The 18,888-nt window shown below is 72.2% G+C and carries 19 protein-coding genes; 10 read left to right on the forward strand and 9 right to left on the reverse strand.

From position 1 onward, the window contains the following. Positions 1-212: 212 nt before the first annotated feature. Positions 213-635: a twin-arginine translocase TatA/TatE family subunit gene (locus tag GUI43_RS09655; RefSeq protein ID WP_091394791.1), complete on the reverse strand. Its 423-nt coding sequence runs from the start codon at positions 633-635 to the stop codon at positions 213-215. Between the two features lie 97 nt (positions 636-732). After that, complete coding sequence (locus tag GUI43_RS09660; RefSeq protein WP_373861026.1) at positions 733-2,166, reverse strand: S1C family serine protease; 1,434 nt, start codon at positions 2,164-2,166, stop codon at positions 733-735. A gap of 299 nt (positions 2,167-2,465) precedes the next feature. On the opposite strand from GUI43_RS09660, the gene GUI43_RS09665 reads away from it, so the two are divergent. Next, on the forward strand, positions 2,466-3,035 hold the full coding sequence (locus tag GUI43_RS09665; protein ID WP_112581855.1) for an O-methyltransferase: 570 nt from the start codon (positions 2,466-2,468) through the stop codon (positions 3,033-3,035). A gap of 54 nt (positions 3,036-3,089) precedes the next feature. Here the strand turns inward: GUI43_RS09665 and GUI43_RS09670 are convergent, their stop codons facing one another. Together GUI43_RS09670 and GUI43_RS09675 are read right to left on the reverse strand one after the other, a co-directional pair. Beyond that, positions 3,090-4,565 (reverse strand): leucyl aminopeptidase family protein, encoded by a 1,476-nt coding sequence (locus GUI43_RS09670; RefSeq protein ID WP_112698658.1) that lies wholly within the window; start codon positions 4,563-4,565, stop codon positions 3,090-3,092. 147 nt (positions 4,566-4,712) lie between these two features. After that, positions 4,713-4,880: a DUF3117 domain-containing protein gene (locus GUI43_RS09675; protein WP_007455245.1), complete on the reverse strand. Its 168-nt coding sequence runs from the start codon at positions 4,878-4,880 to the stop codon at positions 4,713-4,715. A 190-nt stretch (positions 4,881-5,070) separates the two neighbouring features. Here GUI43_RS09675 and GUI43_RS09680 point away from each other — a divergent pair, with 190 nt between their 5' ends. The 4 genes from GUI43_RS09680 to GUI43_RS09695 are packed head-to-tail and all read left to right on the forward strand — an operon-like array spanning position 5,071 to position 9,299. Continuing rightward, complete coding sequence (locus GUI43_RS09680) at positions 5,071-5,889, forward strand: PaaX family transcriptional regulator (RefSeq protein ID WP_091394799.1); 819 nt, start codon at positions 5,071-5,073, stop codon at positions 5,887-5,889. A 4-nt stretch (positions 5,890-5,893) separates the two neighbouring features. Continuing rightward, positions 5,894-6,685 carry an enoyl-CoA hydratase-related protein gene (locus GUI43_RS09685; RefSeq protein WP_112698577.1) on the forward strand — a complete coding sequence of 264 codons (792 nt, stop codon included), beginning with the start codon at positions 5,894-5,896 and terminating at the stop codon, positions 6,683-6,685. 59 nt (positions 6,686-6,744) lie between these two features. Next, a complete protein-coding gene (locus tag GUI43_RS09690) occupies positions 6,745-8,043 on the forward strand; it encodes a DUF1800 domain-containing protein (protein WP_112698578.1) in 1,299 nt (432 codons plus the stop codon). Positions 8,044-8,057: 14 nt separating this feature from the next. Further along, the gene (locus tag GUI43_RS09695; protein WP_112698579.1) at positions 8,058-9,299 is read left to right on the forward strand and encodes a DUF1501 domain-containing protein; all 1,242 of its coding nucleotides are present in this window, start codon (positions 8,058-8,060) and stop codon (positions 9,297-9,299) included. Here the strand turns inward: GUI43_RS09695 and GUI43_RS09700 are convergent. Together GUI43_RS09700 and GUI43_RS09705 are read right to left on the reverse strand one after the other, a co-directional pair. Continuing rightward, positions 9,296-9,919 (reverse strand): hypothetical protein, encoded by a 624-nt coding sequence (locus GUI43_RS09700; RefSeq protein WP_112698659.1) that lies wholly within the window; start codon positions 9,917-9,919, stop codon positions 9,296-9,298. The two genes, GUI43_RS09695 and GUI43_RS09700, sit on opposite strands and share 4 nt — an antisense overlap. A 13-nt stretch (positions 9,920-9,932) precedes the next feature. Then, positions 9,933-10,514 carry a DNA-3-methyladenine glycosylase I gene (locus tag GUI43_RS09705; RefSeq protein WP_112698660.1) on the reverse strand — a complete coding sequence of 194 codons (582 nt, stop codon included), beginning with the start codon at positions 10,512-10,514 and terminating at the stop codon, positions 9,933-9,935. 135 nt (positions 10,515-10,649) lie between these two features. Here GUI43_RS09705 and GUI43_RS09710 point away from each other — a divergent pair, with 135 nt between their 5' ends. Further along, positions 10,650-11,546, forward strand: coding sequence for a sterol desaturase family protein (locus GUI43_RS09710; RefSeq protein WP_112698580.1), 897 nt, complete (start codon positions 10,650-10,652; stop codon positions 11,544-11,546). Here the strand turns inward: GUI43_RS09710 and GUI43_RS09715 are convergent. Both GUI43_RS09715 and GUI43_RS09720 read right to left on the reverse strand, forming a co-directional pair. After that, on the reverse strand, positions 11,491-11,988 hold the full coding sequence (locus tag GUI43_RS09715) for an SRPBCC family protein (RefSeq protein ID WP_091394820.1): 498 nt from the start codon (positions 11,986-11,988) through the stop codon (positions 11,491-11,493). The two genes, GUI43_RS09710 and GUI43_RS09715, sit on opposite strands and share 56 nt — an antisense overlap. Continuing rightward, the gene (locus GUI43_RS09720; RefSeq protein WP_112604132.1) at positions 11,985-12,608 is read right to left on the reverse strand and encodes a DivIVA domain-containing protein; all 624 of its coding nucleotides are present in this window, start codon (positions 12,606-12,608) and stop codon (positions 11,985-11,987) included. Before GUI43_RS09720 ends, GUI43_RS09715 begins: the two co-directional genes overlap by 4 nt. Before the next feature lie 156 nt (positions 12,609-12,764). On the opposite strand from GUI43_RS09720, the gene folP reads away from it, so the two are divergent. Then, positions 12,765-13,634, forward strand: a complete 870-nt coding sequence (gene folP, locus GUI43_RS09725; protein ID WP_112698661.1) for a dihydropteroate synthase — start codon at positions 12,765-12,767, stop codon at positions 13,632-13,634. Positions 13,635-13,701: 67 nt separating this feature from the next. Here folP and ndhC read toward each other — a convergent pair whose 3' ends face one another. Then, on the reverse strand, positions 13,702-14,079 hold the full coding sequence (gene ndhC, locus GUI43_RS09730; RefSeq protein ID WP_091394827.1) for an NADH-quinone oxidoreductase subunit A: 378 nt from the start codon (positions 14,077-14,079) through the stop codon (positions 13,702-13,704). Positions 14,080-14,208: 129 nt separating this feature from the next. Here ndhC and GUI43_RS09735 point away from each other — a divergent pair, with 129 nt between their 5' ends. The 3 genes from GUI43_RS09735 (at position 14,209) to GUI43_RS09745 (ending at position 18,842) form a co-directional block, all read left to right on the forward strand. Next, positions 14,209-15,687 carry a hypothetical protein gene (locus tag GUI43_RS09735; RefSeq protein ID WP_112698581.1) on the forward strand — a complete coding sequence of 493 codons (1,479 nt, stop codon included), beginning with the start codon at positions 14,209-14,211 and terminating at the stop codon, positions 15,685-15,687. Positions 15,688-15,967: 280 nt separating this feature from the next. Further along, on the forward strand, positions 15,968-17,815 hold the full coding sequence (locus GUI43_RS09740; RefSeq protein WP_112581690.1) for a 2-oxoacid:acceptor oxidoreductase subunit alpha: 1,848 nt from the start codon (positions 15,968-15,970) through the stop codon (positions 17,813-17,815). Then, entirely contained in the window at positions 17,808-18,842 is a 1,035-nt protein-coding gene (locus GUI43_RS09745) for a 2-oxoacid:ferredoxin oxidoreductase subunit beta (RefSeq protein ID WP_112581691.1), read from the forward strand. The genes GUI43_RS09740 and GUI43_RS09745 overlap by 8 nt, the downstream gene beginning before the upstream one ends. Positions 18,843-18,888 lie beyond the last annotated feature (46 nt).

The following is an 18,888-nucleotide window of genomic DNA, read 5'->3' on the forward strand; positions in this document are numbered from 1 at the left end:
CGGCACGGGCAGGCGGTCGGCACGGGCAGGCGGCCGGTACCGGCCGGCGTGGCCGGCATGGTCAACTCGGGTTTCAGGAAGTCGGCCGCTCAAACGGCGTGGGATACCGCGACTTCCGGGGACCCGAGTCGATCAAGCCGGCGCCGGGCCCAGGCGGGCACGATCCGGCCGAGTCCGGGCAGGGCGAACTGGCCGGTCGGGGTACGGGTCGGTCAGGTGGCGTCGTCGTAGCTGGCGCGGGGGGCCGGAGCCGAGGGGCTGCTGGTGGCCGTGCCGGACCGGGCCTCGTTCGACCGCAGGTCGGCGGCGTTGGCCACGTCCTTCAGGTCGTTGTGCACGCCGCTGACGTCCGCGCGCAGGTTGTCGTAGACGCCCTGCAACGGCTTGCGGATCGCCGCCTCGTCCTCCTCGCTGAGGAGGTGCTTGCGGATGAACGCCTTCGGGTGCAGGTCTTCCAGCTGGATGTCGGTGCCCAGCTCACGGCTCAGGTCGCCGGTGGCGTTGCGGGCCATGTTGCGCAGGTTGCGCACCAACCGCAGGCCGTCGGTGATCACAGCGGGGAGCCGGTCGCCGAAGATCAGCAGCGCCAGGAGCAGCAGCGCACCGATCTCCCACCAGTTCAGGTTGTCGAGCATCCCGCGGGCCTCCTCTCGGCGTCAGCAGCAAGACTACGCACGGCGGACGGCTTTCGGGCAAGGGGTGCGCCGCTGTTCACTTCGCTTCCGCGGTGAGTCACTTCGCGTCCGCGGCGAGAGTTACCGAGGTGTTCTGCCGGGCGGAGCCCCGCCGATACTCGACGGTCACGACCGAGCCCGGCGCGTACTTGCGGACCAACGCGGTCAGATCCGTCGGCTCGGTCATCGGCCGCCCGTTGATCTTGAGGATCACGTCGCCCACCTTCAGTCCGGCGCCGTCCGCGGGGCCGGACGGCTCCACCTCGGCCAGCCGCAGACCGCCCCCGACGACCCCGGTCGGGCCGTCCGCCCGGGCGCCGATCACCGTACGCCGGGCCTTGCCGGTGCCGATGATGTCCTGGGTCACCCGCTTGGCCTGGTTGATCGGGATGGCGAAGGCGAGCCCGATGTTGCCCGCCTCCTGCCCCTCGGCGACAAGTGACTTGATGGTGGAGTTCACGCCGACCACCCGGCCGGCGCCGTCGACAAGTGGGCCGCCCGAGTTGCCGTGGTTGACAGCGGCGTCGGTCTGGATGGCGGCGTAGTAACGCACCGGCCCGCCCGGCTCGCCGGCCTGCATCGTCCGGTCCAGCGCACTCACGATGCCGGCGGTGACCGTGTTGGCCAGCGACAACGGCGAGCCGATGGCGAGCACGGGGTCTCCGACCGCCAGCGCGTCGGAGTCGCCGAACTCCACCGGCCGCAACCCGGGACGACTCACCTTGATCACCGCGATGTCCGACTCCGCGTCCTGACCGACGATGGTCGCCGGCGCGGTGCTGCCGTCGTTGAAGACCACCGAGGCCTTTCCGGTGCCGCCGGCCACCACATGGTCATTGGTGATCACATGGCCGTCGGCGGTGGCGACGAAACCGGAGCCCTCACTGGTCCCGCCGAGGCTGCTCACCCGGACGGTGACCACGCTGGGCAGGACCCGTTCGGCGACCCCGGCCAGCGACTCCGGTTTGCGCTGCGCCAGCGCCGGCACCTCCGCGGGCGCACCGCCGAGGACCGCCGCACCAGCGCCGCCGCGCACCGCGAACGCGTAGCCCAACGCACCGCCGAGGGTGCCGGCCAGCAGCGCGGTGATCACGGGAATGAGCAACAGGTGGCGCAGTGTCGGCCGGCCCGGCGCGTCTGGGTCGGTGACCGGTTCGGGCTCGGCGCCGGGGGTCACCACCCCGGGGACCACCACAGCGGTCGGGGCCGCCGGGTCGCGCCAGGGGTCGGCGAGCGCGTCCGACCACCAGGCCGACGCGTCGGCCGAGTTGGGCCCGCCCGCAGCCGGCGCGCCGTAGGACGCCGGCCCGACGGGAGACGCCGGCCAGCCCGGTGTCGTTCCGCTGCCTGGCGAGGCGAGGGGCGTGCGGTCAGCCCCCGGCATGGTCGGCGGCCCCACCGACGGGGCTCCTGCCCCGGGCGGTCGCGCCGGAGCCGGAGTCTCACCGCCCCGGCGCCAGTCCCAGCCGTCGGTCACGTCGGTGCCTCCCAGTCCGTCCCCGGATCCCGTGCCGCGTCGCCCGGCCACGGGCCGGTCTGGTCGCGGCTGACGGGATACCGCCTCCAGGATTGCACGGATGGACGCGGTGCAGTCAGCGGTTGCCCCGGTGATCGCTTCCGGCGGAGGCGCGGCTGCGCCCCACGACGGTCGCCTCTACGCTCACAGTGCCAACCCGCCCCCGCACCACGCACCGCCCCCGGAGGTGCCCCATCGCCACGGTCGCCGGTTCCGGCAGTTCGACGACACAGGCCCAGCACTTCGCCGAGTCGTACGTCACCGAGGATCTCGTTCTGCGTACCGCCCGCAGCCTGGCCCGGGAGGTGGGCCTCGACGCGGTCACCCCCGGCGCGGGGGCGGCGCTGCGGCTGCTGGCCGCCGCCGGCAACGCCCGTGCGGTGGTGGAGATCGGCACCGGCACCGGAGTGAGCGGCGTCTGGCTGCTGCGCGGCATGCGCGTCGACGGCGTGCTCACCACCATCGACGTGGAGGTGGAGCACCAGCGGATCGCCCGGCGGATCTTCGCCGAGGCGGGTTTCGCGGCCGGGCGTACCCGGATCATCACCGGTCGGGCGCTCGACGTGCTGCCCCGGCTCGCCGACGGTGCGTACGACCTGGTCTTCGTGGACGCGGAGGCGACCGGCTTCCACGCCTGTGTGGAGGCGGCGCTGCGGCTGTTGCGCCCGGGGGGCGTGCTGGCGCTCAACGGTGTGCTGGCCAGCGACCGGATCGGCGACCCGTCCGCCCGGGACGCGGAGACGGTGACGGTCCGCGAGACGATCAAGGCGGTCCGGGAGTCGGAGCACTGGATTCCCGCGCTGCTTCCGGTCGGGCACGGGCTGCTCGCCGCGGTGAAGTGCTGATTCGAGCCCAGGACAGGTCAGAGCCCCGGTCGCGCCGAGGCTCTGACCTGCGCCCTAGTTGACGTCGGCCAGCCAGCGCAGCAACGACCGGACGCCCCAGCCGGTGGCGCCACGACTGACCTCGGCCTGGTCGCCGTCGGCCCAGGACGGGGCGGACATGTCCAGGTGCAGCCAGCGGTCCCGTAGGTCGCCGGTGAACTCGCGCAGGTAGAGCGCGGCCATCACCGAGCCGGCACCCTGCGTCGGTGCGCTGAAGAGGTCGGCGATCTCGCTGCCGAGGTACTCGACGTAGTCGGTGTGCAGCGGCATTCGCCACGCCGACTCGCCGGCGGCCTCAATCGCCGCCAGCACGCTGGCGGCCAGCTCGTCGTTCTCGCTGTACAGGGCGGCGGTGCGCTTGCCCAACGCCACCGAGTTCGCGCCGGTGAGCGTGGCCAGGTCGAGCAGCAGGTCCGGTTTGAGCTGCTGCACCGCGTACGCCAGCGCGTCGGCGAGGACCAGCCGACCCTCGGCGTCGGAGTTGGTCGTCTCGCTGGTCGTACCGCCGTAGTGCCGGATGACGTCGCCGGGGCGGAACGCCGAGCCGCTGACCATGTTCTCGGCCAGCGGGGTCAACGTGGTGATCCGGACCGGCAGTCGCAGCGCGGCAGCGCCCAGGGTGGCGGCGACGACCGCGGCCGCGCCCGCCATGTCCTTGCGCATCAGCTTCATCGACGCCACCGGCTTGATCGAGATGCCGCCGGTGTCGAAGGTGATGCCCTTGCCGATCAGCACCACGTGGGTGCGCGCGTTGGCGGGGTGCCAGTCCAGTTCGACCAGCCGGGGTCCGCTGGCGGAGCCACCGCCCACGGCGAGGATCCCGCCGAAGCCCTCGGTGGTCAGCTCGGCCGGGCCACGCACCCGCAGCCGCAGGTCCGGAAGGTCGGCTGCGGCGGAGGCCACCTGGTCGGCGAACCACTGCGGGGTCTTCACCGAGGAGGGGGTGTTGGTCAGGTCCCGGGCGAGATGGGTCATCGCGGCCGTGGTCCGGGCCGTGGCGATGGTGTCCTCGTACCCGGTCGGGTCGTCGAGCAGCAGGTCGACGTCGGTGAGCGCCGGTCGGTCGCCGGCCTCGGTGAGTCGGAACCGGTACGGGGCGAGCAGCAGCCCCTCGGTCAACCCGCGAACCGCGGCCGGAGTCACCCCGGCCGGCAGCGCGATGGTGATATGCGTCTCAGCTGAAGCTGAGCGGGCCAGGGCCGCGCCGGCCGTCCGCCAAGCCGCCTCGCCGCCGTCACCGATGCCGAGCAGCAGCAGCCGGCCGGGGGTACGCCCGGGGCGCAGCTGAGTGTGGATCTCGCCGGATCGGCCCGTCAGCCGGGCCGCTGACGCCAGCGCGGCCGCCTCGTCGTCCGTGCCGTCCGGGCCCGCCACGGCGGTCGGTACGGGCTCGGCCGAGGTGTCGCCTTCCGCCGTCGAATCGGCGGAGCGGACGGGCAGGACGAGGACGTCGAGCCGGTCGGGCTCGGCGATCAGACGGATGGCGAGCACGCGGAACCGTACCTCCAGGAAAGTGTCGCGGACCGGCGGCGAACCCACCTGACCGCAGCGTTGAAGACCCTGAGCCACCGGCGATTCCGGTGGCTCAGGGCCCAAAGAACGTTCCGGGCGGCGTGAGCCGCCCGGAGCACTCCTTACTCAGCCAGCCGCTGCCTTCAGTGCGTCACCGAGCGCGTTGGCCTCGTCGGGAGTCATCTCGACGACGAGCCGGCCACCGCCCTCCAGCGGGACCCGCATGACGATGCCCCGCCCCTCCTTGGTGACTTCCAGCGGACCGTCGCCCGTCCGCGGCTTCATCGCCGCCATGTTGTCTCCCCTCAGACCTACACCAGGGTCGGTGGGTTGCCCCACAGCCACTTCGTCACGACCACCCGCAACGGTCACGGGGGTGTCGACCAACGATTTTCCCTGATGAACACCGCCGGACCCAAACCGGAGCAGCATTGATGTAACAGCATCTAGCTTATCTTGAGAAGGCCTGTCACAATGTGCGGTCATGCAGGCACGGTCGGCACTCTTCGACCTGTACGGCGACCACCTCCGTCCGAGGGGTGGCCGGGCACCGGTTGCTGCCCTGGTCAAGCTACTGGCGCCGCTGGGAATCGCACCGCCAGCAGTTCGCACCGCCGTCTCCCGGATGGTGCGTCAAGGCTGGCTCGAGCCCCTCCGGTTGGTCTCCGGACCGGGATATTCGATCACACCGAAAGCTGCCCGCCGACTCGACGAGGCAGCGGCCCGGATCTACCGGACCGGCCGGGTCACCTGGGACGGCCGGTTCGATCTGCTGGTGTTGGAGGCCCCGGGCTCCCGGCGGGACCGCCAGCGGCTCGCCGCCAACCTGAGCTTCCTCGGCTACGGGACGCTCGACGAGCAGACCTGGGTCGCCACCCGTCCCGCCGAGGATGTCGACCTGCTCCTCGCCGAGACCGGCATCCGGTTCGAGCGGTTCACCGCCTCGCACTTCTCCGGCACCCCCGGCGCGATGGGCGTGGTCCGACGCGCCTGGAACCTGGCCGAAATCGGCCGCGCCTACGAGCGGTTCGTCGCGGACCAGCGCCCGCTGCTCGCCGCGGTCACAGTGCGCAGCAGCGACGAGGAGGCGTACGCGACGCGGTTCCGCCTCGTGCACGCGTGGCGTACGTTCCTCTTCCAGGATCCGCAGCTGCCCCCGGCGCTGCTGCCCGAGCGGTGGCCCGGCACCGCCGCGGCCAGTTTCTTCGACCGGCACGCAGCCCGCCTGCGTCCGGCCGCCGACCGGTACGTCGAACAGTGCCTCGACGCCGGCAACCGCATCGTCCGACAGAAGGGTCGTTAGACACGTGACCGAGCCGCTGCTGGTCGACCGGACCGATGCCGTCGTCACCCTCACGCTGAACCGGCCGAACGCGATGAACGCGCTCGACGTGGCGCTCAAGGAGGCGCTGCGGGACGCCCTCGCGGAGCTGGAGACCGACCGGTCCTGCCGAGCGGTTGTCCTTGCCGGGGCCGGCGGGTCGTTCAGCGCCGGTCAGGACCTGCGCGAGCACGTGGCCACCCTGGAAAACGCCGCCAGTGACCCGTTGGGCACCGTGCGGGCGCACTACAACCCGATCGCCGCCCGGCTCGCCAACCTGCCCAAGCCGGTGATCGCCGCGGTCCGCGGGATGGCCGCCGGGGCGGGCGCGTCGCTGGCGTTCCTGGCCGACATCCGCATCGGCGGTCCGACCACCAGTTTCCTGATGGCCTTCGCCAAGGTCGGTCTCGCCGCCGACACCGGTGCCTCCTGGACGCTGCCCCGGCTCGTCGGCCACGCCAAGGCGGTGGAGCTGCTGCTGCTGGCCGAGCCGGTCCGCGCCGAGGAGGCCTGCCGGCTGGGGCTGCTCAACCGGATGACGGACGACGACGAGCAGGTGTTGCCCATCGCCCAGGAGTTGGCCGCCCGCCTCGCCGCCGGCCCGACCGTCGCGTACGGGGCGATCAAGCGACAGCTCTCCATCGCCGACGCCGGTACCCTCGCCGACGCCCTCGCCGCCGAGGCGCAGGCCCAGTCGATCTGCGGTGCCACCGCCGACCACCGGGCGGCCACCCTCGCCTTCGTCGGCAAGCAGAAACCGGTCTTCGAGGGACGCTGAACGCGATCCGGACGCCGCCCTTACCGTCCTCGAACACGGGACGCCTAGCGTCGGCCGGTATGAGCGATCGTGAATCGGTGGCGCACCTGCTGCGCCGGGCCACCTTCGGGCCGACCGCCGACGAGGTGGACGCGGCCGAGCGGGCCGGGCCGGCGGCGACACTGGACCGGCTGCTCACCCGGCCCGCCACGGACCGGGGTGCGGCGGCCACGCCGGTTCCGACGCTGCCCCCGGACCCGTACGCCGGTCTGACCAAGGACTCCACCCGCGAGCAACGGCAGCAGGCCAACGCGGAGCGCCGCAAGCAACTCCAGCAGGTCACCGAGTGGTGGCTGGACCGGATGGTGGCCGCCGAGGACGGGCTGACCGAGAAGCTGCTCTTCTTCTGGCACGGGCACTGGGCCACCAGCGCGCAGAAGGTCAAGTCGGCGCGACTGATGGTGGGCCAGCTGGAGACGCTGCGCCGGCACGGTCGTGGGCCGTTGGGCCCGCTGGTCGCCGCGATGGTGCGCGACCCCGCCCTGATCGTCTGGCTGGACGGGCAGAAGAACACCCGCAAGGCGCCGAACGAGAATCTGGCCCGCGAGCTGATGGAACTGTTCACCCTCGGCATCGGCGCCTACAGCGAGGCCGACGTGAAGGCCGGCGCGCGGGCCCTGACCGGCTGGGTGGTCGACCGGCGTACCGGCGCGGTCCGCTTCGAAACCAAGCGGCACGACCCTGGCGAGAAGAGCATCCTCGGGCAGAGCGGCCGGTTCGACGCCGAGGCGTACGCCGGCCTGCTGGCGGCCCAACCGGCGGCGGCGACCTTCGTGGCCGGTCGGCTCTGGTTCCGTTACGCCGGCACCGCAACCCCGGCGCCGGATGGCCTGGCCGGCGCGGACACCATCGCGACAGTGCGCGCGCTCTTCTCCGCACCGGCCTTCGCGCAGACCCGGGGCACGCTGGTGAAGCAGCCGGTGGAGTGGTTGGTCGGTGCGCTGCGGCAGCTCGGCATCCGACCGTCCGCGTTGCCCGAGCAGCAACGTAGACAACTGCTGGCCGGTCTGAACGCGCTCGACCAGGTGCCGTTGCGCCCACCGAGCGTGGGCGGTTGGCCGGCCGGGTCCGCCTGGCTGACCACCTCGTCGTTGCAGGCCCGGCTGCGGACGGCCGGGGTGCTCGCCGCCGCCACGGCACCAGCGGTGCTGGCCCGGCTGACCGCCGCGCCCACCGCCGGCCGACCGGACGCGCTGGCCCGACTGCTGGTGGTCGACGGCTGGGGCGCGCGCACCCGCGCCGCTCTCACCCCGCTGGCTGGTGAGCCCCGCAAGCTGCTGGCCGCCGGCCTGGTCAGCCCCGAATACACAGTCAGCTGAGCGGAGGAGTCGACATGGACACAGTGACCCGACGCAGGTTCCTACTGACCAGCGGGGTGGTCGGCGCGGGCGCGTTGGCCGCCGGGGCCGGCGCGTACAGCCTGCGGGACCTGCTGGACACCGGCGGGGACCGGGACCCGCAGTCCCGCACGCTGGTGCTGGTGACCCTCTACGGCGGCAATGACGGTCTCAACACGGTCATTCCGTACGGCGACCCGGCCTACCGGGCGGCTCGCCCGGAGCTGGCCTACCCGGACGGGGAGGTGCGGCGGTTGGACGACGACTTCGGCCTCAACCCGGCGCTGGCCGGCCTGCACCAGCGCTGGTCCGGCGGTGGGTTGGCGATCGTGCGCGGAGTCGGCTACCCGAAGCCGGACCGCAGCCACTTCCGTTCGATGGACATCTGGCACACCGCGCAACCGGACCGGCCCGGCAACACCGGCTGGCTCGGGCGGTGGCTGGACCGCGCCGGTGGCGACCCTCGGCTGGCGGTCTCCTTCGAGCCGGCGCTGCCGCCGCTGCTGGCCGGGGCGGTGAGCGCCGGTGCGGCCGTGCCCGTGACCGACCGGAAGGCCGCAAAGGGGCTGCCCGCGGCGACACTGACCGCGTTCGCCGCCGCCGAGGCGGGCGAGTCGGCGGCCCGGGGCCGGGCCGCCGCCTGCTTCGCCGACCTGCGGTCGGTGGACGAGATGATCCGCCAGGTGCGCGACTCCGCCGACCCGGACACGGCGGACCCGGACGGCGAGCAGGCCCCCGCGACGGCCACCGGTGGGGCCCGCACCCCGCTGGACGCGCAGCTCGACCTGGTCGCGCAATGCGTCGAGGCGGGAGTGTCCACCCGGGTCTTCTCGGTGTCGCTGGGCGGCTTCGACACGCACGCCGACGAGAAGCAGTTGCAGGCCGTGCTGCTGGGTCAGCTGGACCGGGCGTTGACCGGGTTCGCCGACCGGATGAGTCGCACCGAGGCTGGCCGGAAGGTGGTGGTGGCTGTCTACTCCGAGTTCGGCCGTCGGGTACGGGCCAACGCCTCGGACGGCACCGACCACGGCACGGCCTCGGACGTGCTGCTGCTCGGCGCGGGCGTCCGGGGCGGCTGGCACGGCGCACCACCGAGCCTCACCGACCTCGACGACGGCGACCTGAAATACACCACCGACTTCCGGGACGTCTACGCCACGCTGCTGGAGCGGGTGCTGGACACCGACCCGGGCCCGGTCCTCGCCGACTGGCGGGGACGAGTGGACAAGCTTTTCTAGTCGTCCTCTTCCGGGTCCTGGTTGGCCTGCTCGCCCAGCACGAACGCCTGCATGGCCAGCTCGTCGCCGGCCGGCGAGACGAAGGCGGGCAGTTCACGCGGGCCCAGCTCCTGCACGTAGGACCAGAACAGCCGAACCGCCTCGGCCGGCGTGCCGGCCTCGATCGGCAGGTCGAGGCTGACCAGCCAGGTGCGCCGCGCCGGGGGCGGGCCGAGCTGGTCGGCCAGCGCCCGGAAGGCCGCCGGCTCCACAGCGGTGACCGGCCCGTCGAGCGTCAGCAGGTCGGCCGGCACCGGCTCGTCGAAGGCCCGCCGGGTGTACGCGACGACGAGCGTGCCCGGCTCGACCGGGGACTGCGGGTCGTCCGGGTCTTCGCGGTGGCGTCGACCCGGCGCGGTGACCCGGCCGAGGGCCACCAGCCGTGGCGGCGCGTCGACCAGCACGGCGACCTGGTCGCCCAGCGCTGGTCGGGTGACGTCGGTGAGCCCGGTCAGCTCCAGCGTGTCGTGGTGCACGAGCCGCTCGGCCTCGTACCGTTCGGCGGGCAGCAGCACCGCCCAGGTGCCCACCCCGTCGGCGTTGCCGGCCGCACCGGCCCGGTGCGCGGTCTCGGTCGTCATGCCTGCCATCTCATCACGCCGCCGCTGGAAGGGTGACGTGACAGCCGACGATGTGATCGTCGACCATCCCGGTGGCCTGCATCAGCGCGTACGCGGTGGTCGGGCCGACGAACCGGAAGCCGCGCTTCTTGAGTGCCTTGGCCATCGCCGTCGACTCCGGGGTGATCGGCGCCAGTTCGGCGAACGAGGCGGGACGAGTTGGCCGGGGATCCGGCGCGAAGGACCAGAGCAGCGCGGACAGGCCCTCCGGCAGCTCCAGTGCGGCGCGGGCGTTGGCGATCGCCGCCTCGATCTTGGCCCGGTTGCGGACGATGCCGGCGTCGGCGAGCAGCCGGGTCACGTCGGAGTCGTCGTAGCGGGCGACGGTCGGGATGTGGAAGTCGTCGAAGGCCAGTCGGAACGCCGGACGCTTGCGCAGGATGGTCAGCCAGGACAGCCCGGACTGGAACGCCTCCAGCGTCATCCGCTCGTAGAGCGCGTCGTCGCCGCGCAGCGGCCGCCCCCACTCCGTGTCGTGGTAGATGGCGTAGTCGGGGGTGCTCGACCCCCAGGCGCAACGAGCCAGCCCATCTGCGCCGATCACCAGGTCAGTCACCCCGTACACGCTAGGGCATCGCACCGACACCCCATTGCCACCGGCCGCCCGGCTGCCTATGGTGCTTGTTACCGACCGGTAGGCCGAGGTCACCAGATGGTGCGCCCCGACCGGTGACGGCGAGCGGAGGCCGCGGTGAAGGAGTTCCCGGACGTCATCGCCTGGTCGATCCCGGCCTTCGTGCTCCTCATCGTGCTGGAGCGGGTCTCCTACCTGCTGCACCGCGACGACGACGAGGTCGGCTACGGCGGCGCCGACACCGCGACCAGCCTGACGATGGGGCTGGGCAGCATCTTCGCCGACCTGCTCTGGAAGGTGCCGATCGCCGCCGCGTACGCGCTGCTCTACGCGCTCACCCCGCTGCGGGTCGCCGAGCTCTGGTGGACCTGGCCGCTGATCCTGCTCGCGCAGGACTTTTGCTACTACTGGTCGCACCGCGGCCACCACGTGATCCGCATCCTCTGGGCCTCGCACGTGGTGCACCACTCGTCGCAGCGGTTCAACCTCTCCACCGCCTTGCGCCAGCCGTGGACCGGCCTGACCAGTTGGGTGTTCTACATCCCGCTGATCGTGGCCGGCGTCCACCCGGCCGTGGTCGCGTTCTGCGGCTCGGTCAACCTGCTCTACCAGTTCTGGATCCACACCGAGCGGATCGAGAAGATGCCGCGCTGGTACGAGGCGGTGTTCAACACGCCGTCGCACCACCGGGTGCACCACGCGTCGCAGGGCAGCTACCTGGACCGCAACTTCGGCGGCATCCTGATCGTCTGGGACCGGCTCTTCAAGTCGTTCGCGCCGGAACGGGAACGTTGCGTGTACGGCCTGACCAAGAACGTCGCCAGCTACAACCCGATCCGGGTGGCCTTCCACGAGTACGCCTCGATCGCCCGGGACCTGCGCGCCGCGGCGACCTGGCGGCACCGGGTCGGGCATCTCTTCCGCGCACCGGGCTGGCAGCCGGCACCCGGCTCCCCGGTCAGGGCAGCCGGCCCTGCTCGACCAGACGGGCGAACCTCTTCAGCGCCTGGGTGAGACCGAGCTTGGAGCCGGGCCAGAGCACCGGCCACGCCAGTCGACCGGCCCGACCGCCCGGCAGGTGGAACCACTCGTGCCAGACGACCTGGGTGCGGTCCCGGTCCAGCTGGGTGCAGCGCAGCACTCCCGGGCCGCGCAGCAGCTGGCCATGGTGCACGACGCCGATCTCGTACGGCTCGTCGACCCGGACCACCCGCATCTCGTCGCGCAGCGTCGCCCGGCCGAGCGCGGTCACCGCCTCGATCCGGCTGCCCTCGCGCCCGTCGCCCTCGACCACCCGGACGCGGGTGAACGGAATCCAGTCGGACTGACGTTCCCAGGCGAGCAGCGCCGCGAACACCCGCTCCGCCGGGGCCTCGACGATCACCGTGGCGGTCACCTCACCCGCACCGGGTCGGGCCGCCTCGCGAAGATCGTCAGCGCCCTCCGGCTCGGTCACGCCGACTCCGACCGAACCACCGCGTCGCGCTGCTCGGTGCCGGCGGTCTGCTCACGATCAGCCGGCTCGTCGTCGGTGGGCGCGGCGGCAGGCGCCACCCCATCGGAATCCGCCGGGGACGAGCTGGCGGCGGGCAACGGGCCGGGAGTCGTCGAGCCGACCGGGGCGGAGCCCGCCTCGCCGGTCAGCGGCGCATCCTTGCCCGGCTCCGCTGCCTTGCCCGGCTCGGCCGGCTCGCCCGCGTCCGCGGTGGTCACCTTGCTGGCGGACTGCTCGCGGGCCTGCCGCAGCACGTCCGCATCGTCGGTGCGCCCCTCACGCAAGGCGATGACCTCCGACTCCAGTACGCCGATCAGCTCGGACTTGTAACCGATGTCGTAGGCGGCACGGCGCAACGCCTGATCGACCTGGTCCATCCGGTACCCGCGCAACCCGGTGTCGAAACGGACCGCCCCCACGTCGGATTCGCGCAACGGGCGGGTGCCCGGCAATGCCACGGCCTGCGAATCCGGCTCGGCCGGCACCAGGCCGGGATCACGCCCGCTGACCAGCACCGTCACGCCGAATATCACCGCCGCGACGGTCAACGCCACGACCAGGAGGAGCAGAAGCTGACCCATGTACTGATCGTGGCATGGCAGCCGGCCGGGAGCGACCCCGCCACCCGCCTCGATCACGATCGGTGCCGACGCCCGCCCGGAATCCTGGACGGGCGACCGACTAGCGTCGGGACCGGCCGACGCGGCGGCGACGGCGTGAACTTCCAGGAGGCGGGCATGGCCGGGGCGCTTCGGCTGGGTGGGCACACGTTCGCCCCCGGCGAGCTGGTGGTGATGGCGATCATCAACCGCACGCCGGACTCGTTCTTCGACCGCGGGGCCACCTACGCCGCCGACAGCGCTCTGCGTGCGGTGGAGCGGGCGGTGGACGAGGGCGCGGCCATCATCGACATCGGCGGTGTCAAGGCCGGCCCCGGCGCGAACGTGGACGTCGCCGAGGAGATCCGGCGCACGGTGGACACCATCGCCGCCGTCCGAGCCGCGTTTCCGGAGGTGGTGATCTCCATCGACACCTGGCGGGCCGAGGTGGCGACGGAGGCCGTGGCGGCCGGGGCCGACCTCCTCAACGACACCTGGTCGGGCGTCGACCCGGCGCTGGTCCGGGTGGCCGCGCGGACCGGCGCCGGCCTGGTCTGTTCGCACGCCGGCGGGCTGACGCCGCGGACCAGGCCGCACCGGGCCGCCTTCACCGACGTGGTCGCCGACGTGGTCGCGACGGTGACCGGGCTCGCCGAGCGCGCGGTGGCGGCAGGGGTACGCCCCGACGGCATCCTCATCGACCCGGCGCACGACTTCGGCAAGAACACCCGGCACTCGCTGGAGATCACCCGCCGACTGGACGAGCTGACCGCGACCGGCTGGCCGGTGCTGGTGGCGCTCTCCAACAAGGACTTCATCGGTGAGACGTTGGGCCTGCCGGTGGCCGAACGGCTGGAGGGGACGCTCGCCGCGACGGCCGTCTCGGCATGGTTGGGCGCCCGGGTCTTCCGGGCCCACCAGGTCGGCCCGACCCGCCGGGTGCTGGACATGGTGGCCTCAATCCGAGGCGACCGCCCGCCCACGGCCACCCGCCGGGGACTCGCGTGACCGGTCGTCGCCGTAACCGACCGCGAACGGACGGACGGACCGACACGATCGCCGGAGGCAGTAGCGCTCAGGTCCAGCGGAGGATGTTCCTACGCCAGGCGTAGAGGATGCCGAGCGCGAGCACGGCCACGAACACCGCCATCTCCACCACCGTCACCAGACCGAAGCCCGGCCGGTCGAAGACCACCGCCCAGGGGAAGAGGAACACCGCCTCGACCGCGAACAGCACGTACAGGTAGGCGTACACGTAGTAGCGGATCTGCATCTGCGCCCAGTCGGCACCGACCGGGTCGAGCCCGCACTCGTAGCTGGCCCGCTTGCCCGGCGGATCGGCCGGACGCGCCGGGCGTAACACCCGATTGGCCGAGAACGCCGTAACAAAGAAGAGAACGCTGGCGAGCAGCAGGAGCCCGAGCGTCGCGTACGAGCCCAGGTATCCGTTCACAGTCGGCAGCCTACCGTCCGCTCGGACCGGCCGTCCCAAACACGTTACGGATTTGTTTCCGGATGGGACTAGTGCACAGGGGCAACTGTTACCGAATATTGGACACCCACCCATGTCACCGGAGGTCAGATGGCCCGCGTGAAGGCATCGCCCGGTAACCGGGCGGAGGGGCGACGTTCCACGCCCCTGCTGGCGACCGCGCTCGCGCTCGGCCTGCTCACGGCGCTCGCCGTGGGACCGGCCTGGGCCAGCGCGGCCGCGCCGGACGCGGACCCGGTCGCGACCTCGGCCGAGCCGGTCAACGAGCCGGGAGGCGAGGTGCCCCCGACCACACCGGCGGAGGAGCCCACCCCGACCGAAGACCCGGGCGGCGAACCCGAGCCGACCGACCCGGCACCGGAGACCACCGCGCCGCCACCGGAGACGACGCCACCGGCGCCGGTGACCACCGCCCCGGACGTCCCGCCGGCGCCGACCACCAGCGCGCCCGCGCCGGGCGGCACCACCCGACCGCCCAGCCCGGCTCCCCCGGTGCCACCGACGACGCCCCCCGCCCCGCCGACACCGCCGGCGCCGACGGTCCGCCCGCCCGCCCCCGGTTCGGCGCCGCCGCCGCAGAGCCCGCTGGGCGTGCAGGTCACCACCGGCGACGTCACCCTCACCGAGGCGTACTGGAACACGCCGAGCACGGCCGCCACCCTCCAGGTCACTGTGCACAACACCGGTACCACCACGGAACAGATCCGACTCTCGTACACGCTGCCCGCCGGGCTGACCGATGCCGGCACGAAGGGCTGTGCCGCCGCCGGTGGTGGGACGTACCGATGCGGGGCCTGGACCGCCGGAGCGGGCGTCCGGTTCAGCACCGTGCTGCGGCTGCGGGTCGCTGGCACGGCGTGGAAGCAGATGCCGCTCAGCGGCTCCGTCCAGGTCATCGCGGACGCGCCGGGAGCGGCCGGAGAGGCGACCGACGACCAGGGCTTCGCTGTGCTCTTCCCAGCGGGCCCGCCGGTGCCCGGGATCGCGCTCGCCGCCGACGAGGTGGCCTTCGACATCAGCGGCGGCCCCAGCACCCTCACGCTCCGGCTGGGCAACACCGGCGCGGTGGACGCCGCCGGCCGGGTCGAGGTCGTCCTGCCGGCCGGGGTGACAGTGCCGACCCCACCGATCGGCTGCGTGGCGGTCGACCCGACGCGTACCCGCTGCGACGCCGGTTTGGTGCTGGCCGGCACGACGGCCGAGGTGCAGCTGCCGGTGGAGGCGACGCCGCAGGCGCAGCGGGAAGCGCCGCTGTCCGGGGCCCTGATCGGTCAACTCGATCCACGCAGCGGTCCGACCCGTCGGGTGCAGATGAGCTTCCGGATCACCGCGGCGGCCGCACTGGCCACGCCGGTGGTCTCCCCGCCCGCACCGACCGGCTCGCAGGGCGTACTGCCCGCCGGCGCCACGACCGGAGGCGGCGGGTTGACCTCGGTGCAGCGCACCGCGGTGATCCTGATCGGGGTCTCCACGCTGCTGGTGGTGCTGGCTCTCACGCTGGCCACGACCTCGCTGCGCCGGCGGCTCGGCGGCTCGCCTCCGGAGCCCGCGCCCAACCCCGCCGACTGATCGACGGATGACCCCGGCAGCGCGCGGTCGGGGTCATCGGCGCGACCCGGTGGTGATCTGAATTACGGCGGGCGGGGCGTAACACCGCAAATGTGGGCGTTTCACGACTACTTCGGGTCCCAGTCGGCGGACCTCCGGGGATGGTTAGGGCTCCCTTAGACGTAGGCTCTCAGGTGAGGAACGACAGCGGCCGGACCAGCCTGGGGCGGTGCGGTGAAGCGTTGCGTCAGGGAGGTTCCGTGGCCGGGCAAGCCCCGCAGTCGCGAACGAAGGTGGCACAGTGACCAAGCAGATCCGTCAACTCGACCGCGTGGTCATCCGGTTCGCCGGTGACTCGGGCGACGGCATGCAGCTGACCGGCGACCGGTTCACCTCGGAGACGGCGCAGCTCGGCAACGACATCTCCACGCTGCCAAACTTCCCCGCCGAGATCCGGGCTCCCGCCGGCACCCTGCCGGGCGTGTCGAGCTTCCAGGTGCACTTCGCCGACTACGACATCCTCACACCGGGCGACGCGCCCAACGTGCTGGTGGCGATGAACCCGGCGGCACTGAAGGCCAACCTGGCCGATCTGCCACGCGGCGCGGACATCATCGTCAACACCGACGAGTTCACCAAGCGCAACCTCGCCAAGGTCGGTTACCAGACCAGCCCGCTGGACGACGACTCGCTGGCCGGTTACGTCGTGCACCCGGTGGCGCTGACCTCGATGACGGTCGGCGCGCTCGCCGCCCACCAGGTGTCCAAGAAGGACGCCGAGCGGTCGAAGAACATGTTCGCGCTCGGCCTGCTCTCCTGGATGTACTCCCGGCCCTACGAGTCGACGCTGCGCTTCCTGGAGCGCAAGTTCGCGGCCCGTCCGGAGCTGGTCGCCGCGAACGTCGCCGCCTTCAAGGCCGGCTGGAACTTCGGCGAGACCACCGAGGACTTCGCGGTCCGCTACGAGGTCAAGCCGGCCAAGATGAAGCCGGGCACGTACCGCAACATCACCGGCAACGCGGCGCTCTCGCTGGGGTTGGTCGCCGCCGGGGTCCGCTCCGGGCTGCCGGTCTTCCTCGGCGCCTACCCGATCACGCCCGCGTCGGACATCCTGCACGAGCTGAGCAAGCACAAGCGCTTCGGCGTTCTCACCGTGCAGGCCGAGGACGAGATCGCCGCCGTCGGCGCCGCACTGGGCGCCTCCTACGGCGGGTCGCTCGGCGTGACCACCACCAGCGGCCCCGGCGTGGCGCTCAAGAGCGAGACGATCTCGCTCGCGGTGGCACTGGAGCTGCCGCTGGTGATCGTGGACGTGCAGCGCGCCGGCCCGTCGACCGGCATGCCGACCAAGACCGAGCAGGCCGACCTCAACATGGCGCTCTACGGTCGGCATGGTGAGGCGCCGGTCGCGGTGATCGCGCCCCGGTCCCCGTCGGACTGCTTCTTCGCGGCGCTGGAGGCGGCCCGGATCGCGCTCACCTACCGCACCCCGGTGATCCTGCTGTCCGACAACTACGTCGCCAACGGCTCAGAGCCGTGGCTGCTGCCGGACGTGGAGTCGCTGCCCGACCTGCGGGTCGAGTTCGCCACCAAGCCCAACGGCGAGGACGGCACCACCTTCCTGCCCTACCTGCGTGACCCGGAGACCCTGGCCCGGCCGTGGGCGATCCCCGGCACCGCGGGCCTGGAGCACCGGATCGGCGGTCTGGAGAAGGCCGACAAGACCGGGGACATCTCCTACGACCCGGCCAACCACGACTTCATGGTGCGCACCCGGGCCGCCCGGATCGAGACGATCCCGGTGCCGGACATCGAGGTGGAGGACCCGGACGGCGACGCCCGGGTGCTGGTCCTCGGCTGGGGCTCGACGTACGGGCCGATCGGCGCGGCGTGCCGCGGGGTCCGCCAGCGTGGCCTCTCCATCGCCCAGGCGCACCTGCGGCACCTGGCACCGATGCCGGCCAACCTCGGTGAGGTGCTCCGCTCGTACGACAAGGTGGTCATCCCGGAGATGAACCTGGGCCAGCTGGCCCACGTCATCCGGGCCCGCTACCTGGTCGACGCGATCAGCTACAACCAGGTCCGCGGCCTTCCGTTCACGGCCGCCGAGCTGGAGACGACGCTGGAAGAGGTGCTGAAGAATGTCTGAGCCCGTCGCCGTAAAGCTCACCGCGAAGGACTTCAAGTCCGACCAGGAGGTGCGCTGGTGCCCCGGCTGCGGTGACTACGCGATCCTGGCAGCCATCCAGCAGTTCATGCCGGAGCTGAACATCCCCCGGGAGCGCACCGTCTTCGTCTCCGGGATCGGCTGCTCGTCCCGCTTCCCGTACTACATGAACACGTACGGGATGCACTCGATCCACGGTCGGGCCCCGGCGATCGCGACCGGCCTGTCGGTGTCCCGGCCGGACCTGTCGGTCTGGGTGGTCACCGGCGACGGCGACGCGCTCTCCATCGGTGGCAACCACCTGATCCACGCGCTGCGGCGCAACGTCAACCTCAAGATCCTGCTGTTCAACAACCGGATCTACGGTCTGACCAAGGGCCAGTATTCTCCGACGTCCGAGGTCGGCAAGATCACCAAGTCGACACCGGCCGGCTCGGCGGACGCCCCGTTCAACCCGCTCTCGCTCGCTCTCGGCGCGGAGGCCAGCTTCGTCGGCCGCACCATCGACTCCGACCGCAAGCACCTCCAGTCGGTGCTGCGGGCCGCCGCGGAGCACGAGGGCTCGGCCTTCGTGGAGATCTACCAGAACTGCAACATCTTCAACGATGGGGCGTTCGACCAGCTCAAGGACCCGTCCACCCGGGACGACTACCTGATCCGCCTGGAGCACGGGCAGCCGATCACCTTCGGCGCCGACGGGCAGTTCTGCGTGGTGCACCCGCCGGGTGGCTTCGGCCTGGAGGTCCGGGACACCAGCTCGGTCCGCCCGGAGGAGATCGTCGTGCACGACGCGACGGTGACCGACCCGGCGTACGCCTTCGCGCTGTCCCGGCTGCCCGGCCTGGACCTGCGCAACACTCCGATCGGGGTGTTCCGCTCGGTGGACCGACCGTCCTACGACAGCGTGGTGCAGGCGCAGCTCGCGGCCGCCAAGGCGACTGTCACCGAGACCCCCGAGCAGCAGCTCGCCGGCCTGCTGGGCAGCGGCGACACCTGGACGATCATCTGACCCGTCCGTACTGACGAGAGCGGCCGTCCCCGATCCGGGGGCGGCC

The sequence above is a fragment of the Micromonospora noduli genome, assembly GCF_003264365.1.
GTDB classification, from domain to species: domain Bacteria; phylum Actinomycetota; class Actinomycetes; order Mycobacteriales; family Micromonosporaceae; genus Micromonospora; species Micromonospora noduli.

Excerpts from the sequence above, each read along its gene's own strand:
- GUI43_RS09735 (WP_112698581.1), top strand. The coding sequence starts at position 14,209 with ATGGCCCGCGTGAAGGCATCGCCCGGTAACCGGGCGGAGGGGCGACGT.
- folP (WP_112698661.1), top strand. The coding sequence starts at position 12,765 with ATGGCCGGGGCGCTTCGGCTGGGTGGGCACACGTTCGCCCCCGGCGAG.
- GUI43_RS09720 (WP_112604132.1), bottom strand. The coding sequence starts at position 12,608 with ATGGGTCAGCTTCTGCTCCTCCTGGTCGTGGCGTTGACCGTCGCGGCG.
- GUI43_RS09655 (WP_091394791.1), bottom strand. The coding sequence starts at position 635 with ATGCTCGACAACCTGAACTGGTGGGAGATCGGTGCGCTGCTGCTCCTG.
- GUI43_RS09745 (WP_112581691.1), top strand. The coding sequence starts at position 17,808 with ATGTCTGAGCCCGTCGCCGTAAAGCTCACCGCGAAGGACTTCAAGTCC.
- GUI43_RS09695 (WP_112698579.1), top strand. The coding sequence starts at position 8,058 with ATGGACACAGTGACCCGACGCAGGTTCCTACTGACCAGCGGGGTGGTC.
- GUI43_RS09700 (WP_112698659.1), bottom strand. The coding sequence starts at position 9,919 with ATGACGACCGAGACCGCGCACCGGGCCGGTGCGGCCGGCAACGCCGAC.
- GUI43_RS09680 (WP_091394799.1), top strand. The coding sequence starts at position 5,071 with ATGCAGGCACGGTCGGCACTCTTCGACCTGTACGGCGACCACCTCCGT.
- GUI43_RS09675 (WP_007455245.1), bottom strand. The coding sequence starts at position 4,880 with ATGGCGGCGATGAAGCCGCGGACGGGCGACGGTCCGCTGGAAGTCACC.
- GUI43_RS09690 (WP_112698578.1), top strand. The coding sequence starts at position 6,745 with ATGAGCGATCGTGAATCGGTGGCGCACCTGCTGCGCCGGGCCACCTTC.